10 protein-coding genes and 1 pseudogene are annotated in these 15,137 nt (G+C 57.7%); 7 read left to right on the top strand and 4 right to left on the bottom strand.

The annotated features are described in order from the left end of the window. The 4 genes from AC09SL_RS17460 to AC09SL_RS17475 form a co-directional block, all read left to right on the top strand. On the top strand, positions 1–7,171 hold a 7,171-nt coding region (locus AC09SL_RS17460), incomplete at its 5' end, for a cytidine deaminase-like fold-containing protein (protein ID WP_479571955.1). After that, complete coding sequence (locus tag AC09SL_RS17465; protein WP_419555156.1) at positions 7,172–7,573, top strand: DUF6911 family protein; 402 nt, start codon at positions 7,172–7,174, stop codon at positions 7,571–7,573. Positions 7,574–7,985: 412 nt separating this feature from the next. Then, entirely contained in the window at positions 7,986–8,225 is a 240-nt protein-coding gene (locus tag AC09SL_RS17470; protein ID WP_196764484.1) for a DUF7660 family protein, read from the top strand. Positions 8,226–8,312: 87 nt separating this feature from the next. Continuing rightward, positions 8,313–8,951 (top strand): hypothetical protein, encoded by a 639-nt coding sequence (locus AC09SL_RS17475; RefSeq protein WP_058545580.1) that lies wholly within the window; start codon positions 8,313–8,315, stop codon positions 8,949–8,951. A gap of 155 nt (positions 8,952–9,106) precedes the next feature. On the opposite strand, the gene AC09SL_RS17480 is transcribed toward AC09SL_RS17475, so the two are convergent. After that, a complete protein-coding gene (locus AC09SL_RS17480; RefSeq protein WP_058545569.1) occupies positions 9,107–9,544 on the bottom strand; it encodes a hypothetical protein in 438 nt (145 codons plus the stop codon). Between the two features lie 437 nt (positions 9,545–9,981). Here AC09SL_RS17480 and AC09SL_RS17485 point away from each other — a divergent pair, with 437 nt between their 5' ends. Beyond that, entirely contained in the window at positions 9,982–10,317 is a 336-nt protein-coding gene (locus tag AC09SL_RS17485; protein WP_058545570.1) for a DUF6124 family protein, read from the top strand. A gap of 114 nt (positions 10,318–10,431) precedes the next feature. Here the strand turns inward: AC09SL_RS17485 and AC09SL_RS17490 are convergent, their stop codons facing one another. Both AC09SL_RS17490 and AC09SL_RS17495 read right to left on the bottom strand, forming a co-directional pair. Continuing rightward, a complete protein-coding gene (locus AC09SL_RS17490) occupies positions 10,432–11,304 on the bottom strand; it encodes a methyl-accepting chemotaxis protein (RefSeq protein ID WP_413468843.1) in 873 nt (290 codons plus the stop codon). 30 nt (positions 11,305–11,334) lie between these two features. Next, positions 11,335–12,123 (bottom strand): annotated as a pseudogene (locus AC09SL_RS17495) (MCP four helix bundle domain-containing protein); the annotation flags it as partial. A 193-nt stretch (positions 12,124–12,316) separates the two neighbouring features. Between AC09SL_RS17495 and AC09SL_RS17500 the strand changes: the two are divergent. Together AC09SL_RS17500 and AC09SL_RS17505 are read left to right on the top strand one after the other, a co-directional pair. Beyond that, positions 12,317–12,547 (top strand): hypothetical protein, encoded by a 231-nt coding sequence (locus AC09SL_RS17500; RefSeq protein WP_058545571.1) that lies wholly within the window; start codon positions 12,317–12,319, stop codon positions 12,545–12,547. After that, positions 12,544–12,846, top strand: coding sequence for a cell division protein ZapA (locus AC09SL_RS17505; RefSeq protein ID WP_058545572.1), 303 nt, complete (start codon positions 12,544–12,546; stop codon positions 12,844–12,846). Before AC09SL_RS17500 ends, AC09SL_RS17505 begins: the two co-directional genes overlap by 4 nt. A gap of 223 nt (positions 12,847–13,069) precedes the next feature. On the opposite strand, the gene AC09SL_RS17510 is transcribed toward AC09SL_RS17505, so the two are convergent. Next, positions 13,070–14,872, bottom strand: coding sequence for an acyl-CoA dehydrogenase (locus tag AC09SL_RS17510; RefSeq protein WP_058545573.1), 1,803 nt, complete (start codon positions 14,870–14,872; stop codon positions 13,070–13,072). Between the last annotated feature and the right edge of the window lie 265 nt (positions 14,873–15,137).

Genomic DNA, 15,137 nt, shown 5'->3' on the forward strand with positions numbered 1-15,137 from the left:
TGCCATTGAAGGCGCGGGTCTGAACGCGAACAACGTCGACCGCTTCGAAATCATCACCCGCAGTGCCAAGATCAATGCCGAGCTCCAGGCGAAGAACCTGACCATCGTGGCTGGGCGCAACGACGTCAACGCCAATACCCTGAACGCCACTGCCCGGGTTGATGATGGCAGCGCCAAACCGGAGCTGGCCATCGACTCCTCGGCCTTGGGTGGTATGTACGCTGGCGCCATCAAGCTGGTGGGGACCGAGGCCGGGGTTGGCGTGAAGCTGGACGGCAAGATGGTTGCCAGTGGCGGTGATATCCAGCTCGATGCCAACGGTCATTTGAGCCTGGCGCAAACCACGGCGGCAGGCGCCGTCGAGATCAAGGCTCAAAGCCTGGACGCCCAAGGGACGATCTATGCCGGCAGCCATGTTCAGGCGACGACCAAGGGCGCTCTCAGCAACCAGCGCGCCATCGCGGCGCGCGAGAAGGTCACGCTGACCACCGACGGCCAGCTCAACAACTTCGGCATCATCGAAGCGGGCGTCAACGTCGATAACACCCGCAACCAGATTGGCGATGTCGTGCTGACCGCGGCGAATATCGACAACCGCGGGCAGAGCGTCATCGCCAGTCGCGACTTGAAAGCCACGACCACCCAGACTCTCGACAATCGCGGCGGCACTTTTTCCGCCGGCAAGAGCCTGACGCTGAACAGTAAAGACATCGACAACCGCGCCGGCACGCTGGTCAGCCAAGGCGGCATTCAGGCACAGGCCACTGGCGCGTTGGATAACCGTGATAAAGGGATCATCGCCAGCAACGGTGAGCAGACCCTGCTCGTCGGGACGCTGAAGAACAGCGCAGGCGTCATCAGCAGCAACGACCTCCTGAAGCTCGAAGCGAAAACCCTGGATAACAGCGGCGGCAAGATTGCCTCCGATGCCGCTCTGACCCTTGGGGGCGGTAGCGTTGAAAATAGCGCAGGACAAATCACCAGCCAGGGTGATCTCGTTGCCACGCTGAAAAGCTTCAACCAGAAGGACGGCAAGTTGGTCAGCCAAGGGAAACTGACCCTGACCGCAGACCACATCAACAACAGCGACGATGGTTATATCGCCTCGGTCAAGGCGATGAGCCTGACCGCTTACCAGCAACTGCTCAATAACGGCAAGGCGATCATCAGCACCGAGCAGGGGCTGACGATCATCGGCGGTGGTCTCGATAACACCAAAGGCAGCCTGCTCAGCCAAGGTGACCTGAAGGTCGATATCACCGGGGATTTCCTCAACCAGGATGGCAGCGCCATCACCCAGGCTGGGAACGTGGATGTCGAGGCGAGCAGTCTCGATAACCGCGGCGGTGTCTTTGCCAGTGTCGGCGGTTGGCTGAAAGCGACGCTGGACAACGTGTTGGATAACAGCGAGTCGCTTACCTCAGCCGACGCAGCTGGGTTGATCCAGGCGCAGTCCGTCGATCTCGATGCGAAACAAGCGGTGCTCAACAATGGCGGGCAGGTTTCGGCTTTGTCCGATGACGTTTATATCACCACGGCCACGCTGGAAAACCGCGACGGCGCAGTGCTCGCCAAACAGACACTGACAGTACGCGCGCAGGACTTCGACAACAGTGACGGACGCGCAGCGGCAAACGCCATTGATTTTGGTCTGACCGGGGCACTGAACAACCAGCGCGGTCTGGTGGAGGGTTCCAACGGCCTGCTGATCCGTGCTGCGTCAGTTGATAACCAGGGCGGCAAGTTGCGCTCGGTGGGCAAGCTGGGGACTGCGACGCTAACGGTTGATCAACTGCTGGACAACCAGAGCGGCGTCATTGAAGCGGCCACCCAGGACCTGTCCTTGCAGATGGCAGGCTTCAAAAATGCTGGCGGCAATGTTCGTCATGTGGGCACCGGCACCTTAGGCGTGGACCTCGCCAGGTTCAGCAACATCGGCGGCAGCCTGATGACCTCAGGCACCCTGACCGTCGACGCGGCGCGTTGGGACAACAGCTCGGATATCCAGGCTAATGTCCTGAACCTGAAGGTGGGCCAGCTCAATCAGACCAGTAGCGGCAAGTTGGTTGCGGTGCAAAGCCTGTTGGCTACGGGCGGCACTTGGAACAACGCGGGGATCATCAGCAGCGACGTTGATTTGGATCTGAAGCTGACCGGTGCTTATATCGGCACCGAAAACAGCCGCCTCAGCAGCGTCGGTAAATTCGATCTGAGTGCGGCCAGCCTCGATCTATCCAGCGCCTCGCGCCTGGCTGGTGGTGGCGTTACCACCGTCACCAGTCTCGGTGCATTGAACAATGCCGGACGGATCACCGGCGGCGGCAAGTTCTCCCTGGCCGCCACGAGCCTGGTCAATACGGGCACGCTGGGTGGCGCCGACACCGTCGAACTGCTTGCCAACGAGGCCCGTAACGATCGCGGCCTGATCTTCAGCGGCGCGGACATGGCCCTGCGTTTCAATCGCTTCACCAACTATCGTGCGGACGTCTACAGCCTGGGGGCATTGAATGTCGCGGCCCGAGATGGCGTCGCTCGCAGCGTGTTGCTGGAAAACATCTCCGGCACCCTTGAGTCGGCAAAGGACATGTCGCTGCGTAGCGACACCCTGATCAATCGCAAGGACGTTTTTTCCACCACCGATGAGCTGGTGTCGGGCTCCATCAGTGTCAAATGCTATGACTGCGGTGGTGACCACCACAACGTCGACTATGTGGCCAAGGAAACCTTCCAAAGCGTCGTGCTCGAAGACTCGGCCAGCGCCATGTTGATGAGTGGGGCGAAGCTGACCGTCGACGGCTCCACAGTGACCAACCAATACAGCGTGATGGCCTCGGCTTCCGACCTGCTGATTACCGCAGACAACTTCGCCAACGTTGGCGCTGCTTCCGGCACCAGCGTCAGGACGCGGACCTGGAACACCGGCAGGGTCACCGATGGGACAGACGAGCGCTTCCGTTCCAGAGTCATCGTTCCTTACAACGCCCAGGCCAACCCGAAGCAAGTGCCTGTCGATGCACTGAACAATTTCCGCCAAGTGAGCGACATCACTACCGTGACGCCAGGGCAATCGCTGGCAGCAGCAGTGGTTCAATCGGGCGGGAACATCAGCATCCAAGCGACACAACAGCTGGAAAACAGCAGCATTGCGCAGTTCCAGACGCCGCTGGCGGGCGCAACCAAGACAGCGGCCACCGATGTGGCCAATGCCGCACAGCCAGCGGTCGTGGTGCTCAACCCGCAATTGCCGCCTGATCTGGCCCAACAACAAGTCAACCCGACCACTATGCCCGGATTCGCCTTGCCGACGGGCGAGAACGGCCTGTTCCACGTCGTCGACAGCGCGGCGGCGGCGCAAAACAGTCATGACCAAAGCCAGGCCAACGTCCGGGGGGCGAACGCAAGCTGGGCCGTTACAGGCCACAAGTACGTAGTTGAAACCAATCGTGAACTGACCGACCTCAAACAGTTCATGAGCTCGGACTACCTGCTCCGTAATCTGGGGTATGACCCGGACACCAGTTGGAAGCGCCTGGGCGATGGCTTGTACGAACAACGCCTGATCCAGCATGCCGTGATCGCCCGCACCGGCCAACGTTTTCTCGATGGCCAGACCTCCGACGAAGGCATGTTCAAGTACCTAATGAACAACGCCATCGCCAGCAAGGAACAACTGAACCTGGCCCTTGGCGTGACCCTGACTTCGCAACAAGTCGCCGCGCTGACCCATGACATCGTCTGGATGGAAGATCAGGTCGTCAATGGTGAGCATGTGCTGGTGCCGGTGCTGTACCTGGCGCAGGCCAACAACCGGCTAATGGCCGATGGCGCGCTGATCCAAGGCAAGAATCTCACGCTCATCGCAGGCACCGACCTGAGGAACGCCGGGACGCTGCGTGCCAGCGAAAACCTTTCGGCCGCAGCCGGCAACAATCTGCTCAACACCCGCCTGGCCGAGGCTGGCGAGCGGCTCAAGTTGGTCGCGGGCAAAGACCTGGTCAACATGCAAGGCGGCATCCTCAAGGGCAAGGACGTCGAGCTCTCGACCTTGACCGGCGACGTCCGCAACGACCGGACCATCACCACCATTGAGAACAGCGGCAAGGGCTTCAGTTCGAAAACCTCCGTTGTCGACAACGCCGCGCGCATCGAGGCCGGCAACAACCTCACCATGCGTGCAGCGGGCGATCTGCTCAACGTGGGCGGCGCGATCACCGCGGGCAACAACGCGGACTTGAGTGCGGGCAAAGACGTCGTCATCTCCGCCGCTCGCGAAGAAAACGGCTCGATGCGCCAGGACAAGCGCCACTTCTGGGAGCAGAGCCAGACCGTCCAGCACGCCAGTGAAGTCAAGACGGGCGGCGACCTCAACGTCACCGCCGGCAACAACCTCACCGTCGTCGCCAGCCATCTGCAAGCCAAGGGCGACATCAACTTGAGTGGCAACGACGTCGCCCTGATCGCGGCGGCGAACGAGGACTCCAGCGAATACCGCTACAAGCGCAGCGGCAAGAAAATCAACAAGGAAGAAGACCATGTCTCGCAGCAGGCGACCACCCTCGATGCCGGGGGGGATGTAAGGGTTGCTGCGCGCAATGATCTGTTGATGGTTGCGAGCAAGATTGCGGCAGGTAATGAGGCCTACCTGGTGGCGGGTAAGCAGTTGAGTCTGTTGGCGGAGCAGAATCGGGATTATTCGCTGTATGACATGAAGAAGAAGGGCGGTTGGGGGAGCTTGAAGATGCGGCGCGATGAGGTGACACAAATCACCCATGTCGGCAGCCAGATCCGCTCCGGAGGCGACCTGATACTCAAGAGCGGCGATGACCAGCGCTACCAAGTGGCCCAGCTCCAAAGTGGAAAGGATCTGATACTGCAAAGCGGCGGCGCCATCGTCTTTGAGGGCGTTAAAGACCTGCACGACGAAAGTCATACCAAGACCAACAACAACGCGTTCTGGAACTCTGCCAAGGGCAAGGGGAATACCGACGAAACCTTGCGCCAGACTCAGATGACGGCAGCGGGCAACATCACGATCAAGGCGGTCGAAGGCCTGAAGATCGATATCAAGCATGTCGATCAGCAAACGGTCAGCCAGACCATCGACGCGATGGTGAAAGCCGACCCGCAACTGGCTTGGATCAAGGACGCCGAGCGGCGCGGTGACGTCGACTGGCGGCAGGTGAAGGAAATCCATGAGTCCTTCAAATACAACACGTCAGGTTTGGGGCCGGCGTCGCAGTTGATCATCGCCATCGCCCTGGCCGCCGTAATGGGGCCGATGATGGCCACCATGAATACCATGGTTCAGGCCGGAGCAATCAGCGTCGCGACCAAGGCGACGGTCAGTACCATCGACAACCGAGGAAACCTCGGCGCGATTGCCAAGGACGTTACTTCCAAGGAGAGCCTGAAAGGGTATGCCGTCTCGATAGCTACGGCAGGGGTTGCCCAAGGGCTTGGCTATGACGCCAGCACGGCTGGCTTCAATGCCGAGAGCGTAAAGACAGTCGCTATGAAAGTGGCTGCGGATGCTGCGATTAAAACAGCGGTGTACGGAGGCACTTACCAAGACAACTTAGCAACTTCGTTGGCTGGAACGGCGGCCAGCATTGGTGGAGCGTATGGCGCCGGAAAAATCGGCGACTTAGGTCTGGCCGAAGGCAGCTTGGAAGCGATTCTGCTTCATTCGGCCTTGGGCGGATTGATGGCGGAAGTCATGGGAGGAGACTTCCGTACAGGAGCAATAGCGGGCGGGGCAAACGAGGTTCTTATCGGTTTGCTGGGGGATACGCTCCTGCCCTCGCATCTGGAGCCCGGTACGCCTGAATACACTCGGGCCCAAGAGAATCTGGTCGCACTTTCAAAAGTTGTCGGCGTTCTAGGCGCTGCGGCCTCCAATGGCGACCTCGAAGTCGCTGCGCAAGTGGCGGAAAACGGCACGCGTTACAACTTCCTAGGAGACCACTCCCGCGCGGAGCGAGACAGGGCTCTCAAGGAATATGAAGAAACCAAGAGCCTGGACGCCGCCAAAAAAATGATGGTACTCCAAGGCTCGGACCAGCGTAGCGATGCGTTGTTGGCACGTTTTCACACCGATCCCGCGTCGCTTTCTCCGGCAGAAAAAACAGAGCTAGGCGCTTATCTTCAGGTCTACGGCTACGAGCAAAGTAAAGAACACGGGGTAGAGGCTGCCCGCACCAGCATCAACAATCTGCTTGAAAATGGACCGGATCCTTACCGAGACTTTCCGTATGCGGGCGGTACTACCCAGGAGCGAATTGCCTACGCCGACGGCCTGAGAGCTCAGGATGGCGTATCGGTTGCCAACATCTTTTGGTCCAGGGACCAGAGCGCTAGCGAAATGCTGTACCGCGATGCTGAGGGTTACCTGCGCATCAATCGTGAAATGCAGGCGATGAGTGACGTGGGGTCACCTGCTCTGTATTTCCTGACCGGAAATCTCGGCACTACGATTCGGGTCGCAGCTGCGGCGAATGGTGCACTCCAAGCAGGACACGGTGCGGGCCAGGTCTACGATGGTGATACGTGGAATGGCATCGGCAACATTGTGGTCGGCGCTATGAATGCGGCGAGTCTTGGGGTGCCAAAGATCGGCTCCTCTGGACGTGTCAATGGTAGTGCAGGTGCAAAAGGCGCTGCGTCCAAGAATGCGAATGCAACAAGCATGCTTACGGATCTGGAAGCCGCTGCGCTGGTCGAGAGAAATGTAATAGAAGGATCGGCTAAGGGAGCTGCACCAAAAGTGGCGGCAGAGGGAAAGGTAGGAGGACAGACCTTTCAAGACGTCAATCAAACCTCTCGTCCGCTCAACGAGGCGGATCCAAAAATACCTTCGTTGATTACGGATAGAATTGCAGATAAAGCCGCTACGAATCCTGGCAAGCTTTATCCAAACGGAAATATGAAAGATGCCCACGCTGAAATCGGTGTGATTCAGCAAGCATATAGCGCTGGTAAAACCGCCGGAGCGGACATGTCCATGACAGTCGCAGGAAAGGATGTATGCGGATTCTGCAAAGGCGACATAGCCGCTGCCGCGGAAAAGGCTGAGTTGAAATCTTTAACCGTAAGAGCTATAGATGATAAAACGGGACTGCCGAAAAATTATTACTGGGAGTCAGGTATGAAGTCCATTAAGGAGAAAAAATAGATGATAATCGGAGGGTATACGCTTAGTCCTGAGTGCGGTAGATTGCAGATCCCTCTTGTTCATCAGCCGACCATGGAAGATGTTAAATCCATTATATATGAATGTGGTAGATTCGATGGTGTCACTTCGTTGTCTATTACCCCTGTACCTGAAGTTGGGCCTTACGAAATCAATCTTTATGCTGATTCTGGAAATTATCTTTTGATGTTAAATCAATACTTGGATGATGGGGAGCACGTTGTGCGTACCCTTAATAATACGTCAGCTGGAACAAAACTGATTGACGTTTTGGGTGATTGCTATCAAGCGAATTTAATTACAAGAGATATAGGGCTCGTTGTTTCTTGTTTTCAGGAGTTTTTAAGTTTTGGTGATGTAAGTGCATTGGTGTTAAGTGTTTAGGGCAAAAAAAATGCTCTAAAAAGGGGGCAGATTTATGTGCGCCAGGCAAAGCTTGGTCGCTTGGGACTGACGGCGTAAGCCGTCACGAAATGGCGTAAGAAACCCAGCGGGTATGAACCCCGTCCGGTAAAGGTTAGCCACCGACCGGAAGCGAGTCTTGCGTGGTGACTGGGTAACCGGCGCTGCGAAGCGTAGACAGCGAGCGTATAGGCCGTGTGATTGAGCCTCGAAATATCCGCAGCGTGGAAGCCGACGCTCTATAAATGGCGGAAGGCCGCATGGAGATGCCGCAATGGCTTGGCATCGAAGTTCCACCGGGAGGAAATTGGAAGGAAGATGACTACACCAAATAACGGTTCTATAATTTGTGTTCGTGGGGTTTGTAAATAGGTGGCTTATGGATTTAGATAGGATGATTGAGAGCATTAAAACAAGAGAGGAGTTTGCAGACTTTATTTGTGGGCTTAAGGAAGATTTGGAATTAAATTCAGGCGAGTGGGAAAACCCTACGCTGGAAAGGTTTTTGGACGCAATGGAAGCTTGGGTTCGAGCGATGAATTTCTACGCAATGAACTCTGGAGATGAGGAAGCCCTCATCCCTAGTTGGCAGACATTTGCAAAAATATTGTTTGCATCTAAGATTTACGAATAGTATTAGCGTTTTAGTTGGTTCGTTGGGACAAAAGGAGCTCGGGCTGTTGCAAATGGCGTGATTAATCATTCAGAAATAGGGTTCATTGTGGATCGGAAAACCTACGACCTACTCCACGGCATACCGGATTATGCTGATTATGCCGCCGAGGCAGGTGAGCTGGAGGCCGAAGATATACCGCAGGAAAGAATGACTGCAGTGTTGGATTTGCTTCGCAATTCAGATGATGATGTTGTGCGCTTCGAAGCTGCAAAGTTGTTGACTAGCTGGGGGATTTTCGAGGGGTTGGTTGCATTAAGCGAAAGCATGGAAAAGCCGGAACTTATCAAAAATACCTACCCCCACAGGTTGCATGGATACGATGATACTTATCGCCAGATCCTCATGGCTGTAACCATGTACTTCGCAAATATGGTCGACAGGGGACAAAGGGAAGTCGCTAGGGCTCAAGTTTTTTTACCACTGTCTACTATCATCGAGTTGGCAGGAACGGAACCCTTTGAAATATCTGACGCTTTCGCCTTCTTAAAGCGTGAGCGGTATCCGGAGTACATCCCGCTTGTTAAACAGCACCTCAGCTCGATAATAGATCGCCCCGAAATACATCAATGGAAAATCTACGACGCTATGGAGTTTCTGATGGGGGTTGAGCCAGAATTCGTTATGTCTCTGCTGCAACTGAGAAACAAGAGCACCGAAGATTTTATGCCGCGGCAACGTAGCTGATTTAAGCGAGGCGTTGATGGCAGTAGAGGGGGCAGCTTGTTTGATAAGCGAAGGGGGGCGTGACATACCTATAGCGGCGCGAGGACTGCTTGCGCAGCCCAGCGGGAGCAAGCTCCCTTGCCACGAGAGCCAGTTGATTAATCAATTGGTGGAGGTTATAGCGGGCACCACGGGTCTTCCCCGTTTGCGCTTTCCAGGATCTTCGGAAAGTTTCGCGCGAATCCCCAGCCTGAAGCCACGGCGGTCATGGTGGTTTTGCAGGCGGGGTTCTTTTCCGAGACGATCACGTTCATATAGAACTGGCTTCCGTAAATTGTTGGCGCCCACAGCACCATGTCACTTCTTTCGGCGTTCCGGTCGACTTTCAATTGAATGGTGTTGACGAGTCTTGCGCCGGTGTTGAGCTCGGTTACTTGGGGGTGGAAGCAGTGGTTCAGGTAGCCTTGCACGCGTTCTTCCACCACCGCCCGCTCTTGCGTCAGGCAATACTCGGGGCTGGTTGTGCCGGTGTTCAACAGCTCGTCCTTGGAATATGGATGCAGCGAGCAGCCGCCCAGTAACAGAAAAACGACTCCTGTAAATCCCTTGTACAAATTCAAGCTCCTTCTAGAAACGGCGGTTTGCCAAAGCGGATTGCCGCAAGGCGGCGGGCGGGACTATACGCAATTTTTTCGGCCTGGAACGACTAAACCAGCTCGCCGTAGGAATCGGCGGAAAGAATATTCCCCATTGACTTGCAGGACATTTCCTAGAAAATTCCAGCCTCTTGCGCCTGCCGATTTCGGTGCCTAGTCTTTGTTCACCGCTGCCCATCAGCGGTCGGGTTTAGCAGCTCGGAGTCACGTTAGGCGCATGGCAACTGCCATTCAGTGCGAGCGATTTTTATCGCTCGAATTCTTATGGCGGCTGTGCGCAGGGCATCCTCGGGTGCGCCGGTTTCCTAACGTACCGGTCTGCTAACCTGCGCACGGCTGCCACCTATTCGTTTAGCAGCGAACGTGGCGGCTCCCACTTACGTTAGGAGCATTCCATGGACAAACTCATCCCAGACCCACCCCCGCTGCATCAGGACATCGCAGCCGACGCCAACGCTGAACGTGTCATCGATTCCTATCTGAACCCCAAACCTGCCCAGCGTGACAAGAAGCCATCCCCCGACCAGCTATTCACTGTCGTGGAGGGCATTGATGCTGAGCGCCTGCTGGCCAACCTCAGCGAAACCCTGGCTTCTGCCAATGCGATGGCCAGTGACCTGGCGTTCGACCTGAAAGGCTCGCGACGACATGTTGCGTTGGGGCTGCAACAGTTGATCGAGTTGGGCGAGTTATTGGCAAACCGGGCGTTGGATACCGTCGATCCCAGGTAAGCCGGAAGGTTGAGAAACGAGCGGATTCCAGAGTGAAAACATTGTGGCGAGGGAGCAAGCTCCCTCGCCACAAAAGCCAGGCGGATGATTGCTCACTATCATCCGTTACGCGGCTTAAAGGCTGAACCGTCCAACCATGCTGTTCAGATCCACGGCCAAACGCGACAGTTCAGCACTCGCGGCACTGGTCTGGTTGGCACCCGTGGCCGATTGCACCGACAGATCGCGTATGTTCACCAGGTTGCGGTCGACTTCACGGGCCACTTGGGCCTGTTCTTCGGCGGCACTGGCGATCACCAGGTTGCGTTCATTGATCTCGACGATGGCGGTGTTGATCGTGTCCAGGGACATGCCGGCACCGCGGGCGATGTTCAACGTCGACTCCGCACGTTCGGTGCTGTTGCGCATCGAATCCACGGCGTGTTCGGTGCCGCTCTGGATGCTGCCGATCATGCGCTCGATCTCGCTGGTCGACTGCTGGGTACGGTGGGCCAGGGCGCGCACTTCGTCGGCGACCACGGCAAAGCCGCGACCGGCCTCACCGGCACGGGCGGCTTCGATGGCGGCGTTGAGCGCCAGCAGGTTGGTCTGGTCGGCCAAGCCGCGGATCACGTCCAGCACCTTGCCGATGTCACGGGACTCATTGGCCAGGTTGCCGATCAATGTGGCGGTGCCCTGCACATCGGCGCTCATGCGTTCGATGGCACTGACGGTTTCCTGCACCAGGTCGCGGCCGTCGCCGGCAGACGTGGTGGCGTTTTTCGACGCTTCGGAGGTACTGACCGCATTGCGCGCGACTTCTTCCACGGCGCTGGTCATCTCGTTGACCGCGGTGGCGGCCTGTTCGATTTCGTTGTTCTGCTGGGTCAGGCCACGGGCGCTTTCGTCGGTGACACTGTTGAGTTCTTCGGCGGCGGAGGCCAGTTGCGTGGCCGAGCCGGAGATCCGCTGCAAGGTGTCGCGCAGTTTTTCCTGCATGGTCGACATCGCCCGCAGCAGGCGGCCGGCTTCGTCGCTGCCATCGACAACAATCGGGCGGGTCAGGTTGCCCTTGGCGACTTCTTCGGCGGCGTCCAGGGCGTTGGCAATCGGCTTGGTGATGCTGTTGGTCAGCAGCCAGGCGAACAGCAGGGTCAGGCCGGTGGCGATGACCAGCAGGGTGACGACCCAATTGAAAGCGGTGGAGTACTGTTTCGCCGCGCCTTGATTGAAGGCTTCCGCTTGCTGGTTGTTGATCTCCGTCAAACGGGCGAGCACTGCGTTGATGGCGTCGGAATTGCTCATCAGTTCGGTGTTGAGCAGCGCCTGCAATTCAGTGACCTGATTGTTGCGCGACAGGGTTTTCATCCGTTCTTCGAGCTGACGGTATTGCCCGAGCAGTTGCACATATTGATCGTAGGCGGCCCGTTCGTCCGGGGCGCTGATGAGTTTTTCATACGCGACCTGGGCGGCGCGGATCTGCTGGTTGCGTTGCTCGAACAGATCGAAGGTTTTTCGCTGGGTGTCCGGCTCGCGATTGGTCAGCAAGCGATAGGACAACACCCGCAGGCGCAGGGTGAGTTGGGTGAACTCGTTCAGGGCCTTGATGCTGGGTACGCTGTTCTCGGCGATGCTCTCGCCGGATGCGCGGATGTTGCTCATCTGGGTCAGGGCAAATACCCCGAGGGCGAGCATCAGGGCGCCGATCAGGGCAAAGCCCAGGAACGCCCGCGGCGCGATGTTCATATTACGTAGAGACATGGAAAGTACCGGAAGGAGGCGCATCCGTGCGGGGCTGTGACTGCTGTTACCTGACTTATCGGTCATACGACTAAAGTCTTGAGTGACATGCGTGCTTTTGTCACAGGGCAGCCCTGGCCGCGCGACGAAGGGTAGGAACCAGATCCACGAATCGCAGTCTCTACAGCTCGCGAGCGAAGTACCGTTGCTGTGTAAACCATGGCATCGACGGCGACTTTTCTTTATCGTACGCGCCCCTTGAAAAAGCCTGGAAATCAATATGTTGGAAACATCCCTCAGCCAGTTGGAACAACTGGTCAATGACCTGGTGCAACAGAACCGTCACCTCACCGGACTGAACGAAACCCTGGGCGCGGAACTGGCCAGGGCCAAGGATGAAAACGAGAGCCTGCAACTGAGCCTGATGGAACAGGAAGAACTGCACGGCACCACCGCCGCTCGCATCCAGGCGCTGATCGAGCGCGCCAGCGCCGGGCCTGTCAGCGCATGAAGCACGGCGCCGATGGGGTGACAGTCATCTCGATCCTGGGAGAAGACTATTCAATCAAAGCGCCGACCGGGCAGGAACAGGCCCTGTTGGACGCTGCCTCCATGCTCAAGGCCGCACTGGCCGACACGAAAAGAAAATACCCGACGCTGATCGGAGATCGCCTGTTGGTACTGGCGGCGATGAACCTGTGTTCGCAACAGATGGAGATGCAAAAGGCTCATCAGGCGGAACTCGACCGTTACCAAGAGCAAGTCAGCGCCACGGTCGATGTGATTGCCAAGACGATCCAGCAGGCCTGAAACCTAAGGACCAAAGGTTGATGGTGATCTCATTGTGGGAGTGGGAGCGGGCTTGCTCGCGAAGGCGGTGGATCAGGCAAATCAATTGCAACTGACATACCGCTTTCGCGAGCAAGCCCGCTCCCACAGTGGATGGTGGTGAACGCAGATGTCGTATTCACTTGGAACCCTGTGGGAGCGAGCTTGCTCGCGATGGGATTTGAGCCCCACCACAAGCGCTGGCTCAGAACCACTCATCCCGCATTTCCAGGCACGTATCATCCCGCGCCTCAAGAATCGCCAGCTCATGATGGCAACCCGGTACTTCCCAGGTCAGGAAGTAGCGCGCTGCTTGCAGTTTGCCTTTATAGAAGTCGTTGTCCGCCGCATTCCCCTTGGCCAAGCCTTCCTCGGCACGAATCGCCTGTTCCAGCCAGCGCCAGCCGATCACCATATGCCCGAACACCTTCAGGTACAGCGCCGAATTGGCGAGGCTGCTGTTGACTTTGCCTTGGCCCAGGTCCGTCAGCAGGCCCAGGGTGACGGTTTGCAGGCGCGCCACCAGCGCTTCCAGCGGCTGGCGCAACGGCGTCAGTGAGGCATGCGCCTGGGCGCGTTCAGTGGTGTCGGCCACCAGCCGGATTAACTGCTTGAGCCCGGCACCGCCGTTCTGCGCCAGTTTTCGCCCTAGCAGGTCCAGGGACTGGATGCCGTGGGTGCCTTCATGGATCGGGTTCAGGCGGTTGTCGCGGTAATACTGCTCCACCGGATATTCGCGGGTGTAGCCGTGCCCCCCCAGAATCTGGATCGCCAGTTCGTTGGCCTTCAGGCAGAACTCCGAGGGCCAGGATTTGACGATCGGGGTCAGCAGGTCCAGCAGCTCATGGGCGCGCCTGCGCTCGGCTTCGCTTTGCAGGGTAGTGGTGTCGTCGAACAGGCGCGCTGCGTACAGGCCCAGGTCAAACGAACCTTCAACGTAGGCTTTCTGGGTCAGCAGCATGCGGCGCACGTCGGCGTGCTGGATGATCGCCACGGGAGCAGTGGTTGGGTCCTTGCTGTCGGGAACCCGGCCCTGGGGGCGTTCGCGGGCGTATTCCAGGGAATACAGGTAGCCGGCGTAACCCAGCATCACTGCGCCCATGCCGACGCCGATCCGCGCCTCGTTCATCATCTGGAACATGTAGCTCAGGCCGTGGTGCGGCTTGCCTACGAGGTAACCGACACATTCGCCGTTGTCGCCGAAGTTCAGCGCGGTAGAAGTGGTGCCACGCCAGCCCATCTTGTGGAACAGCCCGGCCAACAGCACGTCGTTACGTTGGCCGAGGCTGCCGTCGTCGTTGACCAGGAACTTGGGCACGATAAACAGCGAAATGCCCTTCACGCCCGGCGGCGCATCCGGCAATTTCGCCAGGACCATGTGCACGATGTTTTCCGACAACGGATGATCGCCGCCGGAAATGAAGATCTTGTTGCCTTTGAGTCGATAAGTGCCGTCGGACGCAGGCTCCGCGCGTGTACGAATATCCGACAGCGAAGAGCCTGCATGGGGCTCGGTCAGGGCCATGGTGCCGAAGAAACGACCGTCGATCATCGGTTGCAGGAAGCGTTGCTTCTGCTCCTCGCTGCCGAAGCTCTCGATCAGGTTCGCCGCGCCCATGGTCAGGAATGGATAAGAGGTCGAAGCGGCGTTGGCCGACTGGAAATGTGCGAAGCAGGCCTGGGACAGCAGCGTCGGCAGTTGCATGCCGCCTGCCTCGAAGCTGCGCGCCGCGTTGAGAAAGCCCGCCTCGAGGAAGGCATCCACCGCCGGTTTTACCTCGGGAATCAGAATCGCCTCGCCGTTCTCGTAGCGCGGTTCGTTTTCATCATTCTTGCGGTTGTGGGGCGCGAAAAATTTCTCGGCGATGCTGCGGGCCGTGCCGAGGGCGGCGTCGAAGGTTTCGCGATTGTGTTCGGAAAACCGCTCGCGCTGGGTCAGGCCCTCGGCATCAAGGACTTCATACAGCTCGAAAGCCAGATTGCGGGAACTGAGCAGCGTCTCGGACATGGCAGCCTACCTTTTTTTGGAATGGGCCGAGTCTAGGCGCGGGAATGGAGGCTGAACAGGATGATTGATTTGGGTGATGGAGGAGCGAGGGTGACGCTAATCAGATGTGGGGGGGCGGGCTCTGTGGGAGCAAGGTTTGCCCGCGATGAAAACGCCGCGCTCTCTTGAGGGCCGCAGCGCCTGGATCGCGAGCAAGCTTTGCTCCCACAAAACTCGCTCCACACAGGGATTCGATTGCCAGGCACCCGTTGCAGGTGCCTGGTTT

The organism is Pseudomonas sp. PF05, from assembly GCF_056521845.1.